Below are 24,864 nucleotides of genomic sequence, written 5' to 3'. Positions count from 1 at the left end.
GGGCAATTAAACAAAGACAGCCCGCTAAATAGCGTAATTTTAATCAATAAGAAAGTTCATCCACTGAATAAACATACTAAAAGCTGGTATCCTTTCGTTTTGGCGCGCAAATTCAGCCAGCAGCATTTCTTCAGCCGTCCACGAAGTATCCAACAAGTGCGACGCAGGGGGCGAAGGCGGATGGCCTATAGGTTGTCGCGCACGTCGAGGCGCGAGGCGTTCAGGGCCGGCCGGATAGAGACGCTGATGGTGATAAAGACGATGGCAATGCCCGTGAGCACAATATCGGAGAGCTGCATCTTCACCGGGTACGCGTCCACCACGCTCGTGGCCATACCCATGCTCACCACATGGAACGTCTGCTGAATCCAGCAGATACTCACGCCCAGCACCAGCCCGACAATGGCGCCCACCTGGGCCACAATGGCCCCCTCGAACAGGAAAATGTTGCGAATGGTACGCTGGTCGGCCCCCATAGCCATCAGCACGGCCATGTCCTTCTTCTTATCAATCACCAGCATCGAGAGCGAGAAGAAGATGTTGATGCTGGCAATGAGCAGAATGAAGGCGAAGGTGATGAACACGAACATCTTCTCCACCTTAATGGCCTTGAGCAACGACACGTGCTGCTCGTCGGAATTGAGCACCTTAAAAGTCGGGCCGAGCCGCTCACGTAGCGTTTGCTGCACGCTCTCAATGTCCTGGCCGTCCTTCACCTTCACCTCCAGGCCCGTGCGGCGGGTGCCGTAGTTGAGCAGGTCGCGGGCGAAATCGAGCGGCACAAAAACATAGCTATCGTCGATACGCTGCTCGATGAGGAAAACGCCCCCAGCCAGAATATTTTTCTGGGTGAAGTAGGCATCGGGATCCATAGAAACCTTGAACTTGCCGGCCTTAGGGTACAGCAGGCGCATGGGCGCGAAGCGGTTATCAAGGGCAATGCTGAGCTCGTGCTGCACGCCGGCCCCAAGCAGGGCGTAGTCGCGGCCTTCGCGCTGCAGGCCCGAGTTGCCGTCGACAATGGCCGAATCGATATTGCTCTGGTGTTGGTAGTTAGCCGAAACGCCCTTCATCTTCACCACCATCTGCCGGTCGCGGTACTGCAGCAGGGCGTTGTCTTCAATTACCTCGGTTACCATGCGCACGCCGGGCGTGCGCTGCACGCGTACCAGCAGCGGGGCCGTCAGCTCGAACGACTTGCCCTGCACGGCCGTCACCACCAAGTCGGGGTCGGATTTGCCGTAGAGGCTGCGCACCAGGTCTTCGAGGCCGTTGAAAACGGAGAGCACGATAATCAGCGCCGTAGTGCCCACCGCCACCCCCACCATCGAAATGTTGGAGATGATGCTGATAATGTTGCGCTTTTTCTTGGAGGAAAAATAACGCCGGGCAATGAGCAAGGGTACGTTCACGTGCGGGGCGGGCCGGAGCTGGGCGGAGTGTGAGGGTAAAAAGCAGCGGGTTCCGCAGCCAAGATACGCCGTTGAGCCGGAAAGGTCTATTTCCAGGCTTTCACGATGAGACCGGTGCCCGACTCATGCTTCGTGCTGGCATCAAGCCAGTTCAGCAGCAAGCAGAAGGGGAAGGTAACTAGGTAGTAGAAGGGCAGCAGCAGGAAAAACCACTTCGACGCGCCCAGCATCTGAATCGGGTACTTCATGCTCAGGCGCCACGAAATCTGGCCCGGCTCGCCGTAGCTGTACTGGGCCTCGATACGCTCGAAACCGGCCGTGCGTAGCTTCTGCTGAATTTCATGGATGTTGTAGCCGTCGCGCACGTGCTCCTCGATAAAGCTGGTTTCGCCGTCGGAATGCACGTCGGAGCCACCCTGGTCGCTGGGGGTGGAGATGAGCAGCATGCCACCGTCTTTGAGCGAGGCGTGGATGTTTTTGAACACCTCCACATCTTCCAGAATGTGCTCCATCACATCCACCGACAACGCCAGATCGAAGGTGTTCGGCTGCTGGTAAAGCACCAGGTCCTGCACGGCAAACTGGGCATTCACGCGGCCAATCTCGCGGAAGAAGCGGTTGGAATCGGCCACCTGCTCCTCTTTCACATCGACGGCCAGAATTTCCCACTTCGGGCTCTGGCCCGCCAGCCAGTACGTGTACTGCCCATAGCCCGAACCGGCGTCCAGAATCGTCAGGTTTTCCTGGGTACGGCCCTTGCTCCAGGCGCGCAGCTCGCGGTGCACGTGCCAGGTACGCAACAGCAGCAAATCGAGCAGATGATAAAAGAGCCGCCGCAGCCAGGGAGTGCGGTTGAACACGTCGCCGAGCGACTTTTTAATCGGGTCGTAATGCAAGGGGTGAGCCGGTGAGTGGGTGAAGGCCAAAGATGGTCATCCTGAGCAGCACGAAGGGCCTGTACAGATGCGAATATCCATCGACTCGTTCTGCATGAGTGGTTCGTGCTGCTTAGGATGACAAACGATTTTTTATTCGTTTTCGCCTCCGAACAGGCGCGGACGCCTACCGATGCTGGTGGCGGCGTCGGTGCTTTCGGACGGGGTTGGCTCGGTGGGGGCGGGCGGAATTTCCAGGTCGCCAAACACGCGGTCCATCTGGGCGGCGTAGGCGGCCGAGTCATCGAGGAAGAATACCAGTTCGGGCACAATGCGCAGCTGGCGCCGAATCCGCTTGGCCAGCGCCTGCCGGATGGGCTTGCCGTTGTCCTTCACCAGCACCATCTGCGCCTCGCCCTGGCTGGCCTTGTCGGCCGCGCTACCGATGCTGAGCACGCTCAGGTACACGCGGGCCACGCCCAGGTCGGGCGATACGCGCACCAAGTTGATGCCCGGCGGCAGGCCCGGAAACAGGTGGGGTAGGTCGCGCTGAAATACGGCCGCCAGCTCCTGCTGGAGCAGGCTGGCTACTTTTTGTTGTCGTTTGCTTTCCATAAGAGGCTACAAAGATAAGAGGGTCTGGAGTCTTAACTAAGATTTTAGGGGAGCAGGGAAAGATACGCCGGCTAAAGTCGTTCGCTTCGGGCCGCCTTCAGGGCCCGTATATTTGCCTGGCGCGGCACCTGCGCTCCTGCCCTTCGAACCGCTAGCCCCCAACATCCCACTTGCTTACGTTTTTCAAAAGCACCCTGCCCACCCGCCTGCTGCTGTTGCTGCTGCTCGTTCTGGCGCTGCGGCTGCCGCTGCTCTGGTGGGGCCTGCCCCTGATGCCCATCGAGTTGCGCGCGATGCTGGTGGGCGAGCGGCTGGGCGAAGGCGTGCGCCTCTACCGCGACCTATATGACAGCACCGCGCCGCTGGCCGCCGCCCTGGCCGGACTACTGGAGCTGCTGAGCAGCCGGACGCTGTGGCTGTACCGGCTGCTGGCACTGGCGCTGCTCACGTTTCAGGCCATCCGCTTCAACTTCGTACTCAACCGCGCCGATGTGCTGCCCGAGCGTGGCTACCTGGTGGCGCTGGTATACCTGCTGGTGGGTTCGGCCAGCACCGACCTCGATATTTTCTCGCCGCTGCTGCTGGGCCACACGTTTCTGATTGCCGGTTTCAGCGCCCTACTGCCCACCTCGCGCGAGGGCTACGATAACCGCCGCCTGTTTCGGGCCGGCTTCCTGATTGGCGTGGCGGCGCTGTGCTACTTGCCGCTGGCGCTGTTTCTGCTGCTGGGCCTGTTTGCCGTTATCATCTTCGCGGCCAACTCGTTCCGCAGCTTTCTACTGCTGGTTTGCGGCTTTCTGTTCCCGTACGCGGTAGTGGCCACGTTCTTCCTCTATACCGATTCGCTACCGGGCTTCGCGCAGTTTCATCTGCAGCCCACCATTAGTGGCCTCGTGGCCGGCACCGATGGGCTGCCGCTGCCCGTGCAGCTGCGGCTGCTGGTGCTGCCGGGGGTGGTGCTGGCGCTGGGGCTGTTGCGCAGCCTGCTAGGGCCGCCGGGCCTCGTATTTCAGGTGAAGTTTCAGCAGCTGATGCTGGTATGGGTACTGGTGGCGGCCGCCATGGCCTTGGCCGGCCGGGGCGTGGCCCCCGGCACGGCGGCGCTGCTGCTGCCGCCGGTGGCCTATTTCAGCTTGTACCTGTGGCAGAAAACCGCGCGGGCCTGGGTGCCCGAGGTGGGGCTGCTACTGCTGGTAGGCGTCGTGCTGCTGGTGCGCTACCGGGCCGTTTTCTTCCTCGACGACGCCCTGCAGCTGCCCTTGGAAGCTCGCTATGCCGTGCAGCCCGACCCGCGTACCAACTTTCTGCAGGGCCAGCGCCTGCTCGTACTCGGACCCGGCCTGCGCCCCTACGTGCATAACCGCCTCGCCTCGCCCTACCTCGACTGGCGGCTGGCCCAGGTCGATTTTGGCCGACTCGATGAGTACGCGGCTGTGTTCCGGCTCGCCCGCAGCCTCGGCCCCAATCCGCCCCAGTACCTCATCGACCAGCGCAACCTGCTGCCCGAACTCCGCTACAAGCTCCCGCAGGTTTTCGGCCGCTACGAGCCCACCAGCACTAAAGGCGTGTACCGGCTGGGGAAGTAGCTGGATAGTTGGCAGAACGTCATCCAGAGCGAAGCGAATAATCTTGCGTGAACCCATTGTAAACGAAAGAGTCCACACAACATTCTTCGCTTCGCTCTGAATGACAGCCAGCTTACAGCAAACAACTACCGGCGGCCACCGGCCGGGGCGGCAAAGCGCATGCGGTAGTCGGCATCCACGTCGCCCTTGCTGATGCGGGCGAGCTTGCCCTTGAGCAGCTGCTTGCGCAGGCCCTTGGTATAATCAGTAAACAGCACGCCTTCTAGGTGGTCGTACTCGTGCTGAATAACGCGGGCGGTGAGGCCCGAGAAGGTTTCCTCGTGTATCTGGCGCTGCTCGTCTTCGTAGCGCATCCGGATAACCGGGCAGCGTGTTACCCGCTCCCGGATACCAGGAATGCTCAGGCAGCCCTCTTCGAAAGCCCACGGCTCGCCGGTTTCGCTCAGCATTTCGGGGTTGATGAAAGCGCGCTTGACGGGGGCTGCTGTGGGCTCGTCCACAATCGGGTTACCGTCTTCGTCCTCGTCGAGCATGGGCGCCGAGTCGATAACGAACAGGCGGATGCCTTTGCCCACCTGCGGGGCGGCCAGGCCCACGCCGTGGGCGTGGTACATGGTCTCGTACATATTGGCAATCAGCAGGTCGAGCTCGGCCGCCGAAAAGTTGGCGGGCAGGGGTTTGGCGAGGGTTTTCAGTACCGGGTCGCCGAAGGCAACGATGGGGAAAATCATCGGGATTCGAGGTAAGATTGAAGGATAATGGTGGCCGCCACTCTATCAACAGTGGCCTTGTCGCGGCGGTCCTTTTTGCCTAGGCCGCCGGCCAGCATAGCTGCGTGGGCCATCCGGGAGGTAAACCGCTCGTCAATTTCATGCACCGGCACGGCCGGAAATTCTTTGCGAAGCCGCCGTACCAGCCCCACTACGGCGCTGGTAGCATCGGTGGGCTCGTTGCCGAGGGTGCGGGGCATGCCGACTACCAGCGCTTCCAGCGGCTCACGCTCGTGGTAGGCTTTTAGGTAGGCCAGCAGCTCCTGGCTATGGATGGTGGTCAGGGGTGTGGCAATCAGTTGAAGCGGGTCGGTAACGGCCAGTCCCACGCGTTTGTGCCCGTAATCAATGGCCATCACGCGCCCCATTGCATCAAAAAAAAGAGTGTAGTGCGGGGTCGCCAACCAGCAGCCGCCGCCCCGCAAAGGTACGACAGTCCGCCCGAATCATCCGGCCGAAGTTGGTTGTTGGTCACGGCCTCCACACCGCCGTTGGGCGAGCAAAAGCGCTATTTTGGCGAAAAATCAAATCGTTCTATAATTATAGAAAAACCTTTGTATTGAATAGAGATTAGGACAGCTCTTTGTTAGGATAAAACGTGTAAAAACGGCTGTTTATTGACTTAATATTATAAAATATTGGACACTTATTCGAAAATTGATATACCACTATGTATTGCGCCGGTTTCTTTGAAAAGTTTCAATAAGTTTGAAGAACCGTTCTGTACCTATTGCCCGTTTATTGACTGAACCTCTACTCGCCTAGCGCTTTATGACCTTTCAGCCAAAGCAGCCACCCCGGCCCAATTCGGAGCCTGGACCCCGCAATTGGCGGTGGCAGGTGCGCCAACCCTGGCTGCTGGGCCTGGTACTGGCCTGTGGCGTGCTGATTGGGGCCAACCCCTTCCGGCCTTCCAGCCAAAACCCCGATCTGACGGCCCGCGGTTACCTCAAGTTCAAGGAAATTCTCAGCTACATTGACCGCGACTACGTGGATTCGGTGAATGCCGAAGAGTTGTCGGATTACGCCATTACCCGCATGCTGGAGCGCCTTGACCCGCATTCGGTGTTCATTCCGGCCAAGCAGCAGCAGCAGGCTTCTTCTTTTCTGCAGAGCGACTACGACGGCATCGGCGTCGAATTCAATCTATTCCGCGACACCGTGACGGTAGTGGCGCCGCTGAGCGAAGGCCCCGCCGAGCAGGCCGGCCTGCAGCCCGGCGACCGAATTCTGGCCGTAGACGGACAGGCCGTATCGGGCGTACATTTCACGATGCAGGATTTGTTTGGCAAGCTACGCGGTCCGCGTGGCAGCCAGGTTCGGCTGCAGTTATTGCGCCGGGGGCTGCCCCGTGCCATTACTGTGGCCGTTATGCGCAACCGCATTCCCAATTCGTCGGTCGATGTGGCTTACATGGTGGATAACGAGACGGGCTACCTGAAAATCAGCCGCTTTGCCAGCGGTACTTACGACGAGTTTAAGGCCTCCTTGGGCGATTTGCGCCGCCAGGGCCTCACGCGGCTCGTACTCGACCTGCGTGGCAACCCCGGCGGCTACCTCGACCGGGCGACCAAAATTGCCGACGAGTTCATCGGAGGCACCAAGAAGATTGTGTACACCGAGGGCAAGGGCGACCAATACGACACCCAGACCTACTCGCGGGTGGCCGGTGAGTTTGAAGATGGCGCGCTGGTGGTGCTCGTGGACGAAGGCAGTGCCTCGGCTTCCGAAGTGCTGGCCGGCGCCCTGCAGGATCACGACCGGGCCCTGCTGGTAGGCCGCCGCACGTTCGGCAAGGGCCTGGTGCAACAGCCCATCACGCTCAACGACGGCTCGGAGCTGCGCCTTACTATTGCCCGCTACTATACGCCATCGGGCCGTAGCATTCAGAAATCGTACGGCCATGGGCTGGCCGAGTACGAGCAAGAGCTGCAGAAGCGGGCCCGCAACGGCGAGTATTTCCACGCCGACAGCATTCACTTCGCCGATTCACTGCGCTACCGCACGGCCCGGGGCCGGATGGTGTACGGCGGCGGCGGCATCATGCCCGACCTGTTTGTGTCGCGCGATACCTCGGCGCAGTCGGGCTACTACCTGAAGCTGCAAAGCCTGAACCTGGTGCGCGAATTCGCCCTCAGCTACTACCAGGACCACAAAGCTGAACTGGAGACGCTGCGCTTCGAGCAGTTCGGCGAGCAGTTCCGCATCAGCGACGTGCAGTTGCAGCTGCTGGCCACCCGCGCCATGCAAAACGGCCTGCCCGCCGACGCAGCCGGCCTACGCCGCTGTGCCCCGTTGCTGCGCACCCAGCTAAAGGCCTACATTGCCCGCAGCGCCTACGGCAAGCCGGCCTACTTCCGCGTGCTCAACCATGATGATGTTGAGATGCAGCAGGCCCTGAATGCCATTCGTGAGCCTGGCAACACGGCCTTGCTCGGGCTGGCCGGGCAGTAGCGCAAAGCTGGAGCTTCGCGCTACAATCATCTACTTATCCTGAAAACGGAAACTATGGCTTACGCCGGCCAGCGGCTGGCCGTCGGCTTCGGCATACGGGTAGATGAAGTAGTTAAGTGCCTGACCCTGCTGGCGCGGAGCCAGAACCAAATCGCGTCCCCGAGTGAATTCGAGGCGATTTTCGTCGTGGGCCCCGAAGAAGTAGTTGCGGCGGGTGGGGTTCTTGGCAGCCTCAGAAGCATCGATGGGCACCCAGCCGGTGGCGGGGGTGAAGAACTCGGCCCAGCAGTGGTAGCCCTTTACTTCGGCTGTACCGCGCTCGGGCGGCAGTGGGAAGCCAATACTGAAGCGCGCCGGAATGCCCAGGGCCCGGCAGTAGCCGATGAACACGGCGTGGAAATCGGTGCAGTTGCCGCGGCGGGCGTCGCAGGCGTAGTAGATGTCGCCCCGGCCCCAGCCCTGGCCGGTTTTGTCATACGTAACGGTGCTTACGACGTGCTCATAAATGGCGCGGGCCTTTTCAAGGTCGGTTTTCGCCCCGGCTTTCGCCACCACCTCCTGGGCCCAGAGGCGGATTTTGGGGTCGAGCGGCACAAGGTTATCGGGAGCCAGCCAACGGCTCAGGTTGGGGTCGGCTTTTTCGCGGGGCGGGCGCTGGCCGGTGGCCAGGGTGGGCGTGAGGTGCTCCTGCCGGATGGCTTCCAGGCTCATTTTCACCTCGAAGCCCTGCAACTCCGCACCCGTGGCCCGCAGGTGCAGGATGCGGTTGCCGTACTCGCCGATCTGAATATCGTAGGCCACCGGCGCCGTGATTTTCAGGCCCTTTACCTGCTGCGACTTATCGTCGTGGGGAACGGGCATCCACAGCTCAACGGCTTTGGTGCCGGCCGGGGCAGCAGGCACAGTGGCCGTATAATCGAAGCGAAAGGTGCGGCTGCGAGGCGTTGAAACCGAATCGGGGGGAGTGAGCAGGGCCAGCAGCGGCAGCAGGAATGAGAGCATAAGTAGCAGTAAAGCGCCGACAAAGGTATTTGGTTATCAGTTGCTAGGAAGCAAGCTGTTGGTACCATCAGACCGCCATGTTGAGCGCAGCCGAAGCATCGTTACCGCTCCTCTGCATCATGCTACGAAGCGGTAGAGATGCTTCGGCTGCGCTCAGCATAACGTGTTTTTGACTTCCTAAACAGCTTCTAAACGTCATTCAGCCTGGCAACTCATAAACTTTGTACCTTCACCGACCGGTATTTCCCACCCGAAAGAATCGTTCGTTATGCCCTTTTATCAGCGTCTAGGCCAGATTCCACGCAAGCGACATACTCAGTTCCGGCAGCCCGACGGCTCGCTCTATCATGAGCAGTTGGTGGGTACGATGGGTTTCCACGGCGTGTCGTCGCTGCTCTATCACCGCCACGCGCCCACCGAAATAAGGCGTGTTGGCGAGGCCCGGCCGTTTGCGCCCAAGCTGCTGAAAGACCGGCCGCTGGCTCCGGCCCACCTGCGCACGCTGGCCCAAACCAGCACCGGCGGCGACTACCTCGAAGCCCGCCAAACCCTGCTCGGCAACTCCGACGTGACCATGAGCGTGTGTAACCCCACCGAGCGGCGCATGGATTACTACTACAAGAACGCGCTGGCCGACGAGGTAATCTTCGTGCATGAGGGACGGGGCGAGCTGTGGAGCCAGCTGGGCAAGCTGGCCTTCGAACCCGGCGACTACATCGTGATTCCGCGCACCATTATCCACCAGATGCACTTCGAGGAAGGGCCGGTGCGGCTGCTCATCATCGAGTCGTTCAGCCCGGTGGAAACCTGCCGGCGCTACCGCAACCACTTTGGGCAGCTGCTGGAGCACGCCCCCTACTGCGAGCGGGATTTCCGAGGGCCTTCGGAGTTGATTACGGACGACGTGCGCGCGTCGGGCGAGTACGAGGTGCGGGTGCAGAAGGACGGACTGCTGCACTCACTTTTCTACGGCAATTCGCCGTTTGATGTGGTGGGCTGGGACGGTTATTTCTACCCTTACGCCACCAGCATCCACGATTTCGAGCCTATTACCGGCCGCATCCACCAGCCGCCGCCGGTGCATCAGCAGTTCGAGGGCAACAACTACGTTATCTGCTCGTTCGTGCCGCGGCTGTTCGATTATCACCCGCTGGCCATTCCGGCCCCCTACAACCACTCCAACGTCGATTCCGACGAGGTGCTGTACTATGTAGCAGGCAACTTCATGTCGCGCCGCGGAGTCGATTTAGCCTCCTTCACCTGGCATCCCAGCGGCATCCCACACGGGCCGCACCCCGGTACCGTAGAGGCCAGCATCGGCAAAAAGGAAACCCATGAACTGGCCGTTATGCTCGACACCTTTCGGCCGCTCTACCTCACCGAAGCTGCGCTGGCTTACGAGGATGAAGGTTATCCACTCAGCTGGCGCCCCGAGGCCCACAATCCTCCTCGATCGGCTGATATGATGGATTAGGCAACCTGAACGATTAACTCATGTTACGCAGAACGGCGTAAGGGCGAGGCTTGTCTCCGCCCTTACGCCGTTCTTTTTCAGTCAACCGCCGATGCGGCTTACTTCCCTATCGGCATCTTAAAAACGTGGTAGGGCTGGTCCTGCCGACCTATTCCTTGATTCCAGGTGGCGGTTTTGTGGATGGCCGAGTTGGTAACGTAGAGCGTGCGGCCGTCGGCCGAGAAGGCAAACGTGTCGGGCCATTCCAGGCGCGGGTCCTGCACCACGGTTTCGATTTTACCATCGGGCGTGCGGCGCTTGATGGAGTGGTCTTCAAAGGCCGACAGGTAGAGGTTGTTCTGCGCATCGAGAATCATCCCATCGGAAGCCGGTGCTTTGCCCAAGTCCTCAATTTGGGCGATTAGCTGCGTCTCGGTGAGGGCTGGGTTGCGCAGGGCCTCGGTTTTGATGCGGTAGAGCGCGTAGCTGGTCAGCGGTTTCCAGTACAGATACTGCCTGTTGTGGCTCAGGGCAATGCCATCGGCGTTGAACTGGCCCTGCTTGCCGCTGGGGTCGACGAGCAGCTTGCCATCGGCCTTGATGTTGAGCGTGGTGTCGCCAAGCATCGATTTGTGGCGCGCCAGCAACTGCCGCGACTTCCCGGTTTTCAGGTCGATAACGACCAGGCTGCCAATGGCCGACTCCGTGATGTAAGCGTACTGGGCTTCGGGGTCGACGCGCACATCGTTGAGGTAGGAATTACCGGGGGCCACGTTGGCAGGTATGGCAATGTTCTGTACCACTTTATCGGTGGCCGGGTCGATTTTGACCAGCTTAGGGCCACCGGCCACTGTGCCTTTGATGCCGGGCGAGGCCGGGTCGAGCACCCACAGCATGCCGCTGGGGTCGGCGTATACGCTCTGGGGGCAAATCCAGTGTTTCTGGGGCTCGTTGCGCACGGTTTCATCCCACTTGCACCACTCGGCGTCAGGGTAAGGCGTTAATTTATTACCAGGGCCGATTTCGGCAATCGGGGCCACCGGGTTGTTGTCCCAGCGCGGGAAGTCGCCGAACACCCGGCCATCGGGCAGCACGGCCACGCCTACAATCTGCGGCTCCCGAAACTGCGCTACTATCTGCAGCGGCGAGTCAGGCGGGGCAACCGGGGCCGCCGTGCCCAGCGAGTCGGCGGCGGTGGCGGAACCAGTACCGGCAGTAGGTTCGGAAGAAGGAGCGGAGCAGGCACCCAACCAGCCCAGAGCCAGCAAAGCAGCGGCGCGGGCAGACACAGGAAACGAGTTGTACAGCATAGAAACGCAGAATAGCAAAGCAGTAAGTCAGCCACCATACCAGTGGCCATCGGCATACAGTACGCTAAGCGCAACACCAGGTTTGGCCGCTACAGATAACCCTAGCGAGGCTGGTGCCGTATGCGCGTTCCACATGTTGGCATCTTGGCTGGTTTACATGGCAAGAAGTAGCACAACTTAACATAGCCCCTAGCGGATCAGAAAAAGGGTTTTTGGGTCATGTTGAAAAAATGGCTTACCTTTGACCCCTTCAAAGCATAAGGATATACTTAATACAATTAAATCAACAAATTGTATTAAATAAAACTCTCTTTCACGCTCTATTCACTGCATTCAACCTTCGGGTTGCTATCCTAGAGAATAAGGGTCGAAAGTTTTTGAGAAAATATTTTGCCCTTTTGCCGAGTCGGGCCGGCTACCTATCCTCTCCAGGTTAAGTGAGAGTCCACCGACCCAATTGCCATGTCTATTGCGTTGTTCCTGCTGACTTTCCTCTTTCCTCCCCGCACCATTTCTTCGACGGCGTTGGCATTGCCCTCCACCGTCGCTACCCTGACTCCCCGTCCGGTAGCCGTGTCGCTACCGGTGTTGCCTGTTAAAAAGGCTCCTGAAACTCTGGCCTACAAAGTTACGGCCACCGCTTACTGGCCCGAAGTAGGCCAGACCGATGACAACCCGATGGAAACCGCCGATGGCTCCATCATCCCGGAAAACCACTCGAGCAAAACCCGCTGGCTAGCCGTATCGCGCGACTTGCTTACCAGATGGGGCGGACCGTTCAAATACGGCGAAAAAGTTCGCGTCAGTGGCCTCGCCAACGGCCTCGACGGTGTGTACATCATTCATGACACCATGAACCGCCGCCACCGCCATTGCGTGGACGTGCTGGTAAACGAGCGAGAGTGTAAAGGTGGCCTCGAAGGCCGCTGGACCGGCATCAAGCTCCAGAAATACGCTCCTGAATCTGCCTGGCAGGCAGGCTAAATCCTAGTGCTTAGTGGCTACCCGTTGCTGACTTGTAGGGTTGCCGGCTCAGCCAGCTAAGCTCCGCTTTCCTCTTCCTTTTATCGCCTTACTCCGCTTCCGGGTACTTTGGCAGGTGCCGGGGCTGGTCGTGTGCGTCGTAGAGGTAGCTTAGCGGGCGGCTGGGGTCGGCCACGATGCGCTCCAATGGAATCTGCCAGCGCTTCCACATTTCCAGCAACGACTGGGCGTAAGCGCTGTTTTCCCAGGGGTTGAAGATGGCTCCGGTTACATCGTCGATAAGCGAATCCATTACCACCTCCTGGTCGCCGGACTTTAGGGCGCGCGGGAAGTAGTCGGGCACTACGTTGAGTAGGTAGGCCGCGTAGTATACGCGGGCCTTGAACTCGGCCACCTGCACCGGGTGCAATGGCCGGCGGGCATCGGCATCTACGCGCCGCATAGCCTGCCCAATAATGCCGTTATCAACCAGACAGGCTATCAGCACGGTTTCATCAAGCTTGATGCTGAAGGTCAGCGTGCTCAGGTCGTCATCATACTCGAAAGGCAGCTCGTCGTGGGTGGCCTCAGTTTCGAGCATGAACAGGGACGCCGGCACGAAGTCGTCGTAGCTGATGGGCACGCGCAGGGCCTGTAGCGGCTGGAAGAACGCCTGAAAGCGGCGCAGCATCTGGGCGTTTTCGGCCAGCGGATACTGCGGCATGGCCAGCGGGTCTTGCTGGTTGATGAGCTCGGTTACCAGAATACCGTAGAACATTTTGCCCAGCCACAGAAACAGCGTCTGTTCATCGAGCTCGCGAAACCCACGCACCCCCTGCCGGCTTACGGCCTCCACATGCGCCTCCAGCGGCTCGACGTGCCGCGTACGGCAACGGGCACAACACGCAATGCGCAGCTCCGGATAGGTAACAATGCGCAGGTCGAGCAGCTTGATAGGCCGCTCGCGCAGCTGGTAGCGGTCCATTAGCCAATCGGCGAAAACCGGAACCGTATCCTGGGGCGGCGTGGTGGGTGTTCCGCACAGAAAGCACGCCTCCGGCCCAAAGCGCATGCCATCGAAGGGGTCGTAGAGCGTGAGGTCGGCAGCAGAAGGAGCAGATTCGGACATGGACAAGCAGCAAGCAGAAGCGCAAAGTTACGTCGGCTGCTGCTCGAACCCACTCATTCTCGGGCAAACTGTGCCCGAGAATGAGTGGGTTTTTACTTTGACAACTGCGAGCCGAGCTTCATCAGGGTTTTGCCGAGCTGAGCCAGCGGCGTGGCATAGTCATTGGAGGTTTCTTCGGCCACCTTGCTGGTTTCAATGCCCAGCGAAGCCAGGGTTTCGGCCAAATCGTGGGTATCGGTGTCGGCCGAGGATAACTGCTTATGCACCAGCTGTAGCTCCTGGGTTATTTTGGCCAGGCCGGTGCGCTCAGTTACTTTCAGCACTTCAATCCAGCGCTCAATTTCGGCCAGCGCCTGCTTAGGGTTGGGCGACTTTGTGCCGAGCAGGTGGAGGGTATCGGTGAGCAGGGCCGAATTCTGCTCGTCGGTAACGGTGAGCGGGATAGTTGGGGTGGGCTGATTGGCGGGAGTGGAGGCGGTGGAATCCATAGGAAAATATAGAAAAGAGGAAGGAATCGAGACAGGTGAACTACCCGGCTATACTTGCCCGCGGCCCGAAAAGTTGGCGCATCCGGACGGTGACAGCCTGCGTACCCTACCTTTGCGCTGGCCTGTTTAGGCCGGAAAGTTGCGGCCAAACCGCTTGTTCATGCTGCATCAGTACCAATCCTCCCCGTTTTCCTCATCCATTCGTCAGCAGCAGTTCGAGGCCGTAGCCGCCGCGCTGGCAACCGAAGCCGGAGCGCCGCCCACGCTGCTGCTGGGCCAGGTGTCGCTGCCAACCGGCGAGGCGCCAATTGACGCTCTGCTACTGCGCCCCCGCAGCCTCACCATAGTGCTGCTGCTGCCCGCTGGCGGCGAACTGGAACTGCCCGACCTGCGCACCGGGCCCTGGTACCTCGATGGTATGCCGCTAGAGTTGCCGACTCCCGAAGCCGACGAGGCCGATAACCCCTTTGCCCGCTTCGAACGGCAGCGAAGTGCCTTGATGGCGCTGCTGGGGCCACATCTGCCGCCTGAAGCAGCTAACCTGCACTTCATCACCGGGCTGGTACTGTTCAGCGCACCCGTGCAGTTCGGGCCCACCGTAGAGGCTCGTATGGGAGCTGTGCCAGCCGCCTCCACCTTTCATTTGCTGCCCGACCCTAGCCGGTTTACGCGCCGCCTGGCCCAGTTGGCCTCGCCCGAAATCGACCTCACACCCACCGATTTCGAGCAGGTAGCCGCCCTGCTTACGGGCGTGGAAGGGCTAACTGGCGGCGCCGCCGTGCTGGCCGAAACGACTGAGCAGGCCGGGCCACCAGCGGGTTACGGAGTCCGGGAAACGGAGCCGGCTGGCCCCAGCGAGCAGCTGGGCAAGTGGGCCGGACAGCTGTGGCGGTGGCTGGGGGCCGAAGATGTGGCCGAGCTTGACCGCACCTCTACCGGCTACGAAATCGAAATCGACGCGCATTACCAGGAAAAACAGGAGCTGGAGGCCCTGCGCCAGCAGATGCAGCAGGACGTGCAGCAGCAGCTAAGCGCCCTCGAAGCGCGCGAAACCGCCCGCGAGCAACGCATGACGGAGTTGCAGCAGCAGCTGCAGGCGGCCCCGGTTGCCCCCGACGCGCCACAACTGGCCGCCCGCCTGAGCGCCGAACGGCAGGAGAAACAGGCCTTGGAAGCCTCCATTGACCGCCACCGAACCGACCTGGAAGCCCGCAACCAGGAGCTGGGCCTGAAAATCGGGCAGCTCGAACAGCTCATCGGGCAGCTGGCTACGGCCCCGGCCGGAACTGCGGCTGCCAGCCCTACCCCGGCAGAACCCAGGCCACCAACGGGTAGCGGGGCACCCACGCCCTCACCGCAGCTGCCGCCACCCGTTGCCGCAATTCTGCCGGTCCGCCAGCCGGGTATTTGGGCCGGCTATTTGGCCCGGGCGCGGGCCGTTGACTGGAAACGGTTGCTGGAGGAGTCGCGGGCCACTATCGGGGAGCGGCTGGCAGCCCTGCCGGCCCGCACCCGCTACGGGGCGCTGGCCGGTGGTGCGGCCCTTCTTCTGGCGCTGGGCATAACCCGCTGCGGCCCCGAAGAACCGGTGCCGTTCGAGCAGAACGGGCAGTATGGCCTTCTACGGCCCAACGGCGACACGCTGATGCCCGCCCGCTACGCCCGTATCGGCGAGTTTCGGGAGGGGCGGGCGGTAGTGGAGCAGGAAGGGGTATCCGGGTTCGTGGCCGCCGACGGGACGGAGGTTATCAAGCCCGCCTACGATGCCCTGTACCCCTACGCCGACGGCTACGCCCGGGCCCGGGCCGGCGGGCTCTACACGTTTTTAAACGAAGACGGCGAGGAATTCAGCGCATTTTACTACGCCGCCCGCGACTTCTCGGAGGGGTATGCGGCCGTGCTCACCGGCCAGGGCTGGCACTACATTCAGGGGCCCGAGGAGCCGGCGGTACCCGTTGTTTTTCAGGAAGCCTACTCCTTCGATCAGAAACTGGCCCGCGTGAAAACAGGTGGCTACTTCACCTTCATCGGCCCCGACTATCTGGCCGACACCACCGCCGGCAGCGCCCCGTTCGGCCGCTACGCCAGCGCCACCGATTTCGATGACCAGGCCCGGGCGCAGGTGAGACAGAACGGCCGCACCTTTTTTATCGACCGCCAGGGGCAGGAAGTGGAGAAGTAAGGCCGGCATAAGGCCGGGCTAATCGTCATCGCGCTTACGCTTGTGCTTGCCCTTGCCTTTGCTTTTCCACTTTTTACCCGACCAGAATCCGGAGGGCCCCGGCTGGGTGTTACCGGGGCCATGCAGTACCAAGCGGCCACGACTATCAGATTCGGTGCGGGCGGCCTCGCCGAGCATGGTGCAGCCCTGGCCGTCGCGCAGCTCGGTGCGGCGGCCGTCGCGCTCCACCACCCAGCCGTCGCGCGTCACGCGACGGCCGTTGGGCAGCTGCACATCGCGGGACATGGGCCTGAGCTCGCCGTTGCGCACTATGAACATGGTGCCGTCGCGTCGCTGGAAACCGTCGTTGGCCTGGGCGGCCGCCAGGTTAGGCAGCAGTAGAAAGCAGGCGAGCAGGAGCAGGCAGAAACGCATAGGCAACAGGAACGATGAAGGGCCAGGGACCTTCCATACGGCAGAGCCGAGCCGGAGTTGAAATCGGCGGTATCAAGCGGAACTTGGCGTATATCAACCAAAAAATTACGGCGCCGCGTGTGCACTGTTAGCTCGCCTGGCATCAGATTAAGGAAAATTCATTCGTCGTCAATCTCCACCCGCTTATGAACCCGCTACGAATCATTCTATTACTGTTCTTTAGTAGCCTTAGTGCCTGCGCAAGCCACAGCCCCCTGCTACCCGGCAATTATCAGGAAACGGCTGGCCCCCGTGTCATGCTGTTTTCCAGCAAGCAACTCGTGCTATATCCTGACCAGCAGTTTGACTATTACCAGCACGAGGACGCGATGGAGATGGGGAAGCAAGGAGCCGGAACGTACCGGCAACGGGGGCAGTGGCTGCAGTTACGCTTCGAGGGCCAACAATCGGCAGCGCGGAGCAGGGGCCGGCAACGGCTGCTGGGGGACGGGCCCGATTCGTTAGTACTTACCTTTCACATCAGGGGTGGTTTTGGGGCCGATTCGCTGCAGCCGGTGGAAGGGGCCACCGTGCTGTTGCGCGACGCCGCCGGCAAGGTGCTGAGTGGTGTCTCCGCCGACAGCAGAGGCCGCGCAACACTGCCATTTACCACGCCTTCACGGGGCCAGTTGGTTGAGGTAACTGCTATAGGATTTGATGTTTGGCAACAAGCTTGGCCGGCGCAACCTTCGGCTTTTGTTGTGCGGCTGGTACCGCGTCTCGGCCGAAGCGTTCCGGCGGGCACTAGTTGGGGCTTCCGGCAGCTGCCCGCCTTGCCCGACCAGCTGCGGCTGCGCTGGGGGGCCGATACCGTAAGATTTTTGCGCCGCCCGCTGCCTTAAGCCCCCTGCCCCAGAACGCGGCCCGGATAGTCCGGCGGGTTACCTTTTCCCGGTCGCTCTTATAAAGCCCTGTCCGACAGGCTGTCGGCATTCATTTCCTCACCTTTGATTTCTATTCCGATGAAAACCCTGTTCAAAACCCTCTTCGTTGCCGCTGCCGTTACGTTCTCCGCTGCTTCCTGCACCGAGCAGAGCCAGGAGAATGCCGAAGCCAACACCGAAGCTGCCGCCGAAAACGCTGCTGTAGCGACCGACGACGCTCTCGAAAATACTGGTCAGGTAGTTGAAGCTACGGCCGAGAATGCCGCCGCCAACACCGAAGCCGCCGCCGAAGAAGCCGCTGCCGAAACCAAAGCGGCTGCCGACAAAGCCGACAGCAAAATGGATGCCGCCGCCGGCGAAGCCAAAGCCGAAATCAACGCCGCTACCCGCAGCAACTAGAAACGAGCGTACCGCTTAGCTGGCAGCGCGGGACAAACCGCCTGCCCGGCCGACGCAAAACAAAGGACCTTATCAAACTGAGACGAGCTATTTTACGGCCGCCTCAGCGGGATAAGGTTCTTTTTGCTTGGCACAGTACGGCCGGTTTCTACACCCGCACTTCTGATTCGGGGGCGTTGGCCAGCTCCAGCAGCACGCTGTAGTAGGGCTGGCCCGTGGTCTGCGAGCGAAGCCAGCTGAAGAAGCTCAGGGCCTGCAAATCTTCCTGCTCCACCGACACGAACGAGGGAATGTGGAGCAGGCGCTCGGCGAAGGCGGGGCAGCGGGCGGTAGCCGGATCGTCGATAAGCTCGCCCACCAGCTGCAGGTAGTGCAATACGGCCGCGTAACCGCCGCCACCGGCCCCGAACCGCTCCTTCAGCAGCCGCTCGATGGCCCGCAGGCGGTTGTGGGCCAGGTCGGCGTTGCCTAGCTCGAACTGAATCAGCATTTCGCCCATGCCGCGGTTGATAACCCACTCGACGCCCATTTCCTGCTCGCAGTAGTGGTCGGTGCGCCCAATGGCCTGCAGCGTCTGGTTGGCTTTCTGAAACTGGCCTTCGGCGAAGTAATGGAAGCCCAGGCCCAGGCGGGCCGTGAGCTCTTCGCGGGGGCTGAGCGGCAGGCGCAGCACCTGTTCGAGCAGGCAGATGCTCTCGGAATTGCGGCGCAGAAAGGCGTAGTTGGCGGCCAGCAAAAAGGTGTAGCGCGGCCACATAGCCGCCCGCAGCAGGCGCGGACCGGCCTCCAGCAGCACCCGCAGCCGCTCCAGGTACTCCACCGATTCGGTGAAGCGGCGGGTGCGGTACAGGGCGTGGGCAATCATCAGCAGCAGCCCCAGCTGGGCCTCGCGGTGGGCCGGCCGGAAGCCGTGGCGTTTCTCCATCAGCTGGTAGCAGCGCATTACGAAGGGCGCAAACGAGGCGTAGTCGCGGCGCACAAGCATGGCCGCGCGGGTGATGGACATGAGCCGCAGCAGCAGCGCGGGCCGGCGGGCAAAGGCTTCCTGCAAATCGTACTCGCGCAGCACCTGCTGCAGAATCTCGTCAAACGACTCGGCGGCCCGGCCCTTTATGCGGGCCTGGCGCAGGCGCTGCCGGATGAGGCTGTCGGCAATGTTGGCCCGTTCCTCCTCGTCGGCGTCCTTTTTGTTGAGGTTGCGCTGCCGGATGATGTCGTCGAGCGGATCGGCGTGGGGGCTATGGGCGCGGGCAATCTGCAGGTTGTACACGGCATTGAGCTGCTCGTACTGCTCGTTGGTGCGAGCCAGCTTTTCGGCCTTGTGCAGCGTGCTCCAGGCCAGCCGATCGATGCCGGCCTCGAACAGGTACTGAGCCAGCGTGAGCAGCCCACGCACCGAAGCCGCCGCCGTCGGGTCTTGCTGGTGCTGGCGCAGCAGCAGGAAGTCGAGCAGGTGGCGTAGCAGGCGCTTACGCAGGGCATAGTAGGCCACGGCGTTGGGCTCGTCGGGGTAGAGGCGGGCCAGCAGCTCGGGGGTAGTGTACTCGCGCGACTGGGTCAGCAGCTCGTAAAGGCGCACATCCATGCGGCCGTTTTGCTTGCGGCGCTGGCGCTGAATAAACTGCCGGAACTCCTTGTGGTCGTCGGGCGAGAAGGTAGCAAGCGTGGTGCGCAGGTCGTCCATGAGCAGGCAGGGTATTGTAAAGTCTGAATATATTACTATAAACCACTGATTTACAAGTATATTCTCTTCAAATACAGTTGCGCAGCGGGTCTAAATATAGAACATCTTGGTTGCAACTAAGCGTGGACGAATTGGCATCTTTCCGGAGAATTTCACCCTAAGCCCTACTGCCATGCTCCCACGTTTACTTAGCTTACTGCTCCTGCTGCTGATTTCGGCCTTCACTGCCCAAGCCCAAGACATGCTTACCAAGCAATCGGGCGAAGAAATTGCCGTGAAAGTGGTGGAGATTTCGCCCACCGGCGTAACCTACCGCCGCACCGACAACCCCGACGGACCACTGATTACGGTGCGTAAAACCGACGTTTTCATGATTCGCTACGCCAACGGCACCAAGGAGGTGTTCGGCACGCCCGGCGGAGCGCGGCAACTGCCGGCCGTGCCCCCGGCTGGCCCCGCGGTACCCGGCGACGAGCTCCTGATTGACCCCACCGTTAACCTTAGCGGGCCACGCATCGGCTTCACGGTGCTCACGGGCGGAGCGGCTGACAAGGCCCGCGAGGACTTTCGCCTTAACCCCTTTCTCACGCAGTTTGGCTGGCAGTTCGAAACGCGCATCTTCCGGCTTTCCTCGGGGTTGGCGGGGTTGGTTGAAGTAGTACCGCTGATTGGCGGGCTGGAACAGGGCAAATTCATCCCCAGCCTGAACGCGCTGGTTGGTATCCGCGGGCCCAAGGGCTTCGAGTTCGGCCTGGGGCCTAACATAACGCCGGCCGGCGCCAACATTGCCCTGGCTATCGGCACTTCATTTAAGGTAGAGGACGTTAATTTTCCGGTAAACCTAGCTGTGGTACCCGGCAACGGCGGCGTGCGGTTTAGCTTGCTGCTGGGCTTCAACTACCGCCGCCGCTAAGGGCGCGGGCGTTTTCACCATTTCTCTTCTTTTCCTGTCTGCGGAGGCTATGCGCACCTTATTCTGCCTGCTGCTGATTACTTGGGCCCTGCTGGGAGCCAGCCGGGCCCAGGCCCAGCAGCCCCCGGTTGCCGTAGCCGATTCGGCCGCAGTACAGGCCGCGCCCCCTGCCCTGGGTACTGCCACCGATGTTATTGTGCGCATCAACGGCGACGAGTTGCCGGCCCGGGTGTTAGGCGTTACACCGCAGGTAGTACGCTACCTGCCGCTGCCCGCCACCGATGCGCCTCCCATTGCTCCCGATACGCTGCAGCTAGCCGTTGCCGACGTATTCATGATTCGCTACGCCAATGGTACCAGAGGGCTGTTTCAGTCGGCGAAAGGTTTTGCTGCCGAAGTTTCTTCGCTGGTGGGTTTAAGTGCTACGCAGCGCCACGAGTTAGGCCGCCAGGACAGTCGCCGCTACTACCGGCCCGCGAAAGGCGTGTTTTGGGGCACTTTTGCCAGCACGGCCGCCGCCGGGCCTGCTGGGTTGGTGGTGGGTAGCGCGGTGGCCCTCAGTCCGCCGTCGCACCTCAGCCTGCAGGCCCCCGCTCCGGTTCTGCTTCAAGACCCTAACTACTATAATGGTTACCAACAGCAGGCTAAAAGCCGCAAAGCAGGGAAAGCCTTTCTGGGCGTTGGGCTCGGCGCGGCAAGCCTCATGCTTGTACTCGCAGTAGTCAGCAGCACTGTGCTTAGCGGCAGCTTTTTGAATATGTATTAAAGTTACCCTTAACCAAGGCCCAGACCAGTGCCATGGCGGCGCACAGGTATTACAGACACCAAGCTCTCATTTGAAGAAACCATGCGTACGCTACTCTTTTCCCTGCTGACTGTAACCGCCTTATTGGGGGCCGGCCAAAGCCAGGCCCAGCAGACCCCGGCCGTCGTGACCGACTCGGCGGCAGCGCCGGTAGTGACGCTGGCTACCGGCGCTGCCACCGATGTTATTGTGCGCACCAACGGCGACGAATTGCCGGCCCGGGTACTGCGCATTACCCCCCAGCTGGTGCGCTACCTGCCCCTACCGCCCGCCACCGACTCGCTCGGCCAAGCCACGGCCGCCGATACAATGCAGCTGGCCGCCACCGACGTATTCATGGTTCGGTTTGCCAATGGCACGCGGGAAGTACTTCGGGCAGTTTCGGCGTCGGCGCCCGGCACCAGCCTAGTAGGCCTGAGCACGGCGCAGCGCACCGCCCTGGGCCGCCAAGATAGCCGGAAATATTATAAGCCCGACAAGGGCGTGTTTTGGGGCACTTTCGCCGCTACAGTAACGACCTTCTATGGCGGGCCGGTGGTGGGCGGCGCTATTGCCCTTACACCACCTAAGCGCTATAACCTGAATGCTCCCCAGCCCGACCTGCTCAACGATCCAGCCTACTACGACGGCTACCGCCGGCAGGCTCATAACCGCAAGCTGGGCAAGGCCGCCGCAGGTTTGGGGGTAGGTGCCGGAACGCTGGCAGTCTTTGGTTCTATCCTGTTCCTTATCTTATTGGGTTCGACTACACACTTTTAGCATTCATGCCCTGTATGTCAACTTTGCTGCACGCTAACGCGTAAAGCAGTTATCTTCCACCCTAACCCTACTATCATGGACGCTAATAACAACGGCATCGACGACAGCACCGAGCTCCGCGCCCGCGGCAACTGGAACGAAATTAAAGGCCAAACCAAGCAGAAGTGGGGCAACCTCACCGACGACGACCTCGACTACGAGGAAGGTAAGCAGGACGAGTGGCTTGGCAATCTGCAGCAGAAAACCGGCGAAACGATGGACGACATCAAGCACTGGTTCCAGCGCACGTTCTAAACTTTCCCGATAGAGTTACTTCACGCCGCCCGGTACTCCTCAAGAGTATCGGGCGGTTGTGTATGCGCTCAGGCGCAACATAGTAAAGGAACCTGTCTTGTTAAACCCATCTACAGGCGACACGTAAAAAGGTCTGCCTCTATTGGTTCTATCCCCATGATCCATCTTGTTTATATGAGCGTAGCCGCGCAGGATATTGATGACCTTGAATTACGGGCTATGCTTGACAAATACCGGCAGTATAATACTGCGCGTGGCATTACGGGAATGTTGCTTTACAGCAATGGCCATATTGCTCAGATTCTGGAGGGAGAGGCTGACGTGGTGGAGCCACTTTACGAAGAAATAAGCAGCGATACGCGGCATGTTAATGTGGTTAAAATGGTTCACAAAACCATTACGCAGCGCAGCTTCGCGGAATGGTCGATGGCCTTTCACCCCTTAGATGAGGTGGGTTTTGCTCATCTCGAAGGCTTCTTCCTACCGAGCGAGGTAAGTCAGAATCCAGCGTCGCTTAGCATGTCGGATGCGCTGGTATTGAACATGGTGCGTGATGCTGTTTTTGGTACCTCACCTTCCTCCGATCCGGATAGCGCGGCAGCCTCCTAGCCCATGAAGAAGCTGTTTGGAAAAGTGTCTGGTACCAACCAAAACGTCACGCCTCACCTGGTGTCCGCATAGTCGCAGTACGACTTTCTTTCGGGTTTGTAAGAAGCTTCGAAACTTGGCAAGGTGCGGTAGTGTCCAATAGATAATTCATTTATAATGATTTTATCAATATTTTATTTAACTTTATCAATAACAAAAGGTAAAATTTTTCTACATGCTGACGCTGCCGGAAGAACTGCGCACCCTTGGTAGCCCGGCCCTGCTGGCGTTGCCCAAAACGGTGTTTCTGTGTTCTCGCGCTTACCCGGCAGCCATTGAGCGCGAAACCTACCGCTGGGCCATGGAGCAGCGGCAGCAGCAGCGCTGTATTGCATCGGGGTTTCATTCGCGACTGGAGCAGACGGTTTATCATTTTCTGCGCCAAGGCACCGAGCAGCCCATCCTGTACGTGCTGGGGCGGGGCATTCAGCCAAACACCGCTTTTGAGCACGAAGCCGATTTAAAGCGGGGATATTTGCTGTTCATCACGCCCTTCGAGCCGGAGGTGAGTGCTGTAAGCCTTGAAACGGCGACCATCCGCAACCTGCTGCTGGCCGATATGGCCGACGACTTTTTCATTCCTTACATGGACCCCGGCGGCAACCTGGCGCAGCTGATGGCCGACACCATGGTGCGCGGCAAGCCCCTGCTTACGCTCGATATACCCGGCAACGCGGCCCTGGCCCATCCGGGTGTAAGTGTATACCGGCCCGATGGCTTGCTGAACAACAGCCGCCGGGCCACCTTTTAGCGTTTTCTGCCGTAAGAGGTCGGGTAGGCGGGCGCGGGCGGGCGGTTTGCCCGGCTGCGCTGCGCCCGGCAGGCTTTATCGTTTTTTCTGCTCCGGCAACGGCACTATGGCCATTTCAATCTCAGCAAGCAGCTAACTCATGACCCTTTCCGATACACTCTCAAATACGCTACCTACCAATGCCCCATCGGGGGGCCTGCGGACGCTGGCTCGCGTAGGATTCGCCGCTAAAGGCGCCGTTTATGGACTGATGGGCCTGCTGGCGCTGTTGGCGGCCACCGGACAGCAGGAAGGCCAGACAGCCGACAAGAAACAGGCCGTTCAGACGTTACAGGGCCTGCCCGGCGGCCCGGTACTGCTGGGCTTGATTGCGCTGGGCCTGTTGGCTTACATTGTGTGGCGGATGGTGCAGGCAGTGCGTGACACCGAAGACAAAGGCAGTGATAGTGCCGGTATAGCGCGACGCGTGGGCTATGCGGCAAGCGGCCTGCTGTACACCAGTCTGGCTTGGTACGCCGCCAAGCTGGCCCTAAGCGGCTCGGCCGACAGCGGCGGCGACACCCAGCAAACCCTCACGGCCCGGGTGTTGGCCTGGCCCGGCGGCGACTGGATCGTTATGCTGGTAGGCGCAGTCACTATCGGCGTTGGTTTCTACCAGTTTTACCAAGCCTATTCCGGTAAGTTCCACAAGCATGTGCAGAGCAGCGACATTCCGGGCGGCCAGCAGAACACCGTGTACCGGCTCGGACAGATAGGCTACACGGCCCGGGGTGTTGTATTAGGCATTATCGGCTACTTCTTCATTCAGGCTGGCCAACAGTCGCGTGCCACGGCCGTTGGTAGCACCGATGAGGCGTTCGATCTGCTGGCCAGTATGGGGCCGGTAGTGCTGGGCATAGTGGCCCTGGGCCTGATGGCTTACGGCCTCCACATGCTGGTACAGGCCAAATACCCGGTCCTGAAGGTATAGCGCTATTACTCTGGTGAACAAATCTGTTCAATAAGTCAAAAGGCCGTCATGCTAAGCTTGCCGAA

Annotated in this window: 25 protein-coding genes; 14 read left to right on the top strand and 11 right to left on the bottom strand. The window is 60.4% G+C overall.

Going from position 1 to position 24,864, the window contains the following annotated elements:
* Positions 1–185: 185 nt before the first annotated feature.
* The 3 genes from HW556_RS02120 to HW556_RS02110 form a co-directional block, all read right to left on the bottom strand.
* Positions 186–1,412: an FtsX-like permease family protein gene (locus HW556_RS02120; RefSeq protein ID WP_176897530.1), complete on the bottom strand. Its 1,227-nt coding sequence runs from the start codon at positions 1,410–1,412 to the stop codon at positions 186–188.
* An 86-nt stretch (positions 1,413–1,498) separates the two neighbouring features.
* Positions 1,499–2,338 carry a class I SAM-dependent methyltransferase gene (locus tag HW556_RS02115; RefSeq protein ID WP_246289493.1) on the bottom strand — a complete coding sequence of 280 codons (840 nt, stop codon included), beginning with the start codon at positions 2,336–2,338 and terminating at the stop codon, positions 1,499–1,501.
* Between the two features lie 102 nt (positions 2,339–2,440).
* Positions 2,441–2,902 carry a ribosome-binding factor A gene (locus tag HW556_RS02110; protein ID WP_176897528.1) on the bottom strand — a complete coding sequence of 154 codons (462 nt, stop codon included), beginning with the start codon at positions 2,900–2,902 and terminating at the stop codon, positions 2,441–2,443.
* A gap of 170 nt (positions 2,903–3,072) precedes the next feature.
* Between HW556_RS02110 and HW556_RS02105 the strand changes: the two genes are divergently transcribed.
* On the top strand, positions 3,073–4,488 hold the full coding sequence (locus HW556_RS02105; protein ID WP_176897526.1) for a hypothetical protein: 1,416 nt from the start codon (positions 3,073–3,075) through the stop codon (positions 4,486–4,488).
* 125 nt (positions 4,489–4,613) lie between these two features.
* On the opposite strand, the gene def is transcribed toward HW556_RS02105, so the two are convergent.
* On the bottom strand, positions 4,614–5,219 hold the full coding sequence (gene def, locus HW556_RS02100) for a peptide deformylase (protein WP_176897524.1): 606 nt from the start codon (positions 5,217–5,219) through the stop codon (positions 4,614–4,616).
* The gene (gene ruvX / locus HW556_RS02095) at positions 5,216–5,626 is read right to left on the bottom strand and encodes a Holliday junction resolvase RuvX (RefSeq protein WP_176897522.1); all 411 of its coding nucleotides are present in this window, start codon (positions 5,624–5,626) and stop codon (positions 5,216–5,218) included. Before ruvX ends, def begins: the two co-directional genes overlap by 4 nt.
* Positions 5,627–6,029: 403 nt before the next feature.
* On the opposite strand from ruvX, the gene HW556_RS02090 reads away from it, so the two are divergent.
* Positions 6,030–7,712: a S41 family peptidase gene (locus HW556_RS02090; RefSeq protein WP_176897520.1), complete on the top strand. Its 1,683-nt coding sequence runs from the start codon at positions 6,030–6,032 to the stop codon at positions 7,710–7,712.
* Between the two features lie 30 nt (positions 7,713–7,742).
* Here the strand turns inward: HW556_RS02090 and HW556_RS02085 are convergent, their stop codons facing one another.
* Entirely contained in the window at positions 7,743–8,714 is a 972-nt protein-coding gene (locus HW556_RS02085) for a transglutaminase-like domain-containing protein (RefSeq protein WP_176897517.1), read from the bottom strand.
* 268 nt (positions 8,715–8,982) lie between these two features.
* Between HW556_RS02085 and HW556_RS02080 the strand changes: the two genes are divergently transcribed.
* Positions 8,983–10,188, top strand: coding sequence for a homogentisate 1,2-dioxygenase (locus HW556_RS02080; protein WP_176897515.1), 1,206 nt, complete (start codon positions 8,983–8,985; stop codon positions 10,186–10,188).
* Positions 10,189–10,286: 98 nt separating this feature from the next.
* Here the strand turns inward: HW556_RS02080 and HW556_RS02075 are convergent, their stop codons facing one another.
* Complete coding sequence (locus HW556_RS02075; protein WP_176897512.1) at positions 10,287–11,477, bottom strand: SMP-30/gluconolactonase/LRE family protein; 1,191 nt, start codon at positions 11,475–11,477, stop codon at positions 10,287–10,289.
* 462 nt (positions 11,478–11,939) lie between these two features.
* Between HW556_RS02075 and HW556_RS02070 the strand changes: the two genes are divergently transcribed.
* Complete coding sequence (locus tag HW556_RS02070; RefSeq protein WP_176897511.1) at positions 11,940–12,461, top strand: RlpA-like double-psi beta-barrel domain-containing protein; 522 nt, start codon at positions 11,940–11,942, stop codon at positions 12,459–12,461.
* 88 nt (positions 12,462–12,549) lie between these two features.
* Here HW556_RS02070 and HW556_RS02065 read toward each other — a convergent pair whose 3' ends face one another.
* Together HW556_RS02065 and HW556_RS02060 are read right to left on the bottom strand one after the other, a co-directional pair.
* A complete protein-coding gene (locus HW556_RS02065; protein WP_176897509.1) occupies positions 12,550–13,569 on the bottom strand; it encodes a hypothetical protein in 1,020 nt (339 codons plus the stop codon).
* Between the two features lie 92 nt (positions 13,570–13,661).
* Positions 13,662–14,057 (bottom strand): hypothetical protein, encoded by a 396-nt coding sequence (locus HW556_RS02060; protein ID WP_176897507.1) that lies wholly within the window; start codon positions 14,055–14,057, stop codon positions 13,662–13,664.
* 160 nt (positions 14,058–14,217) lie between these two features.
* Between HW556_RS02060 and HW556_RS02055 the strand changes: the two genes are divergently transcribed.
* Positions 14,218–16,239: a WG repeat-containing protein gene (locus tag HW556_RS02055; RefSeq protein ID WP_176897505.1), complete on the top strand. Its 2,022-nt coding sequence runs from the start codon at positions 14,218–14,220 to the stop codon at positions 16,237–16,239.
* 18 nt (positions 16,240–16,257) lie between these two features.
* Here HW556_RS02055 and HW556_RS02050 read toward each other — a convergent pair whose 3' ends face one another.
* Positions 16,258–16,653, bottom strand: coding sequence for a DUF6799 domain-containing protein (locus HW556_RS02050; protein ID WP_176897503.1), 396 nt, complete (start codon positions 16,651–16,653; stop codon positions 16,258–16,260).
* Between the two features lie 296 nt (positions 16,654–16,949).
* On the opposite strand from HW556_RS02050, the gene HW556_RS02045 reads away from it, so the two are divergent.
* Positions 16,950–17,534, top strand: coding sequence for a carboxypeptidase-like regulatory domain-containing protein (locus HW556_RS02045; protein WP_176897501.1), 585 nt, complete (start codon positions 16,950–16,952; stop codon positions 17,532–17,534).
* A gap of 120 nt (positions 17,535–17,654) precedes the next feature.
* Positions 17,655–17,975: a hypothetical protein gene (locus tag HW556_RS02040; RefSeq protein WP_176897499.1), complete on the top strand. Its 321-nt coding sequence runs from the start codon at positions 17,655–17,657 to the stop codon at positions 17,973–17,975.
* A 148-nt stretch (positions 17,976–18,123) separates the two neighbouring features.
* On the opposite strand, the gene HW556_RS02035 is transcribed toward HW556_RS02040, so the two are convergent.
* Positions 18,124–19,659, bottom strand: coding sequence for a hypothetical protein (locus HW556_RS02035; RefSeq protein ID WP_176897498.1), 1,536 nt, complete (start codon positions 19,657–19,659; stop codon positions 18,124–18,126).
* A gap of 172 nt (positions 19,660–19,831) precedes the next feature.
* Between HW556_RS02035 and HW556_RS02030 the strand changes: the two genes are divergently transcribed.
* The 7 genes from HW556_RS02030 to HW556_RS02000 all read left to right on the top strand — a co-directional run bounded on the left by HW556_RS02030 (position 19,832) and on the right by HW556_RS02000 (position 24,799).
* A complete protein-coding gene (locus tag HW556_RS02030) occupies positions 19,832–20,572 on the top strand; it encodes a hypothetical protein (RefSeq protein ID WP_176897496.1) in 741 nt (246 codons plus the stop codon).
* A 49-nt stretch (positions 20,573–20,621) separates the two neighbouring features.
* Entirely contained in the window at positions 20,622–21,338 is a 717-nt protein-coding gene (locus HW556_RS02025) for a hypothetical protein (protein ID WP_176897494.1), read from the top strand.
* Between the two features lie 81 nt (positions 21,339–21,419).
* Positions 21,420–22,136 carry a hypothetical protein gene (locus HW556_RS02020; protein ID WP_176897492.1) on the top strand — a complete coding sequence of 239 codons (717 nt, stop codon included), beginning with the start codon at positions 21,420–21,422 and terminating at the stop codon, positions 22,134–22,136.
* 75 nt (positions 22,137–22,211) lie between these two features.
* Positions 22,212–22,430, top strand: a complete 219-nt coding sequence (locus HW556_RS02015; protein ID WP_176897490.1) for a CsbD family protein — start codon at positions 22,212–22,214, stop codon at positions 22,428–22,430.
* 156 nt (positions 22,431–22,586) lie between these two features.
* A complete protein-coding gene (locus tag HW556_RS02010; protein WP_176897488.1) occupies positions 22,587–23,039 on the top strand; it encodes a BLUF domain-containing protein in 453 nt (150 codons plus the stop codon).
* A 214-nt stretch (positions 23,040–23,253) separates the two neighbouring features.
* Positions 23,254–23,829, top strand: a complete 576-nt coding sequence (locus HW556_RS02005) for a DNA-binding protein (RefSeq protein ID WP_176897486.1) — start codon at positions 23,254–23,256, stop codon at positions 23,827–23,829.
* 139 nt (positions 23,830–23,968) lie between these two features.
* Positions 23,969–24,799 carry a DUF1206 domain-containing protein gene (locus tag HW556_RS02000; protein WP_176897485.1) on the top strand — a complete coding sequence of 277 codons (831 nt, stop codon included), beginning with the start codon at positions 23,969–23,971 and terminating at the stop codon, positions 24,797–24,799.
* Positions 24,800–24,864 lie beyond the last annotated feature (65 nt).

It is taken from the genome of Hymenobacter terrestris (assembly GCF_013377905.1).
GTDB lineage: Bacteria > Bacteroidota > Bacteroidia > Cytophagales > Hymenobacteraceae > Hymenobacter > Hymenobacter terrestris.
The sequence above is the reverse complement of the archived record's forward strand: the minus strand, read 5'-3'. Positions and strand labels throughout refer to the sequence as shown.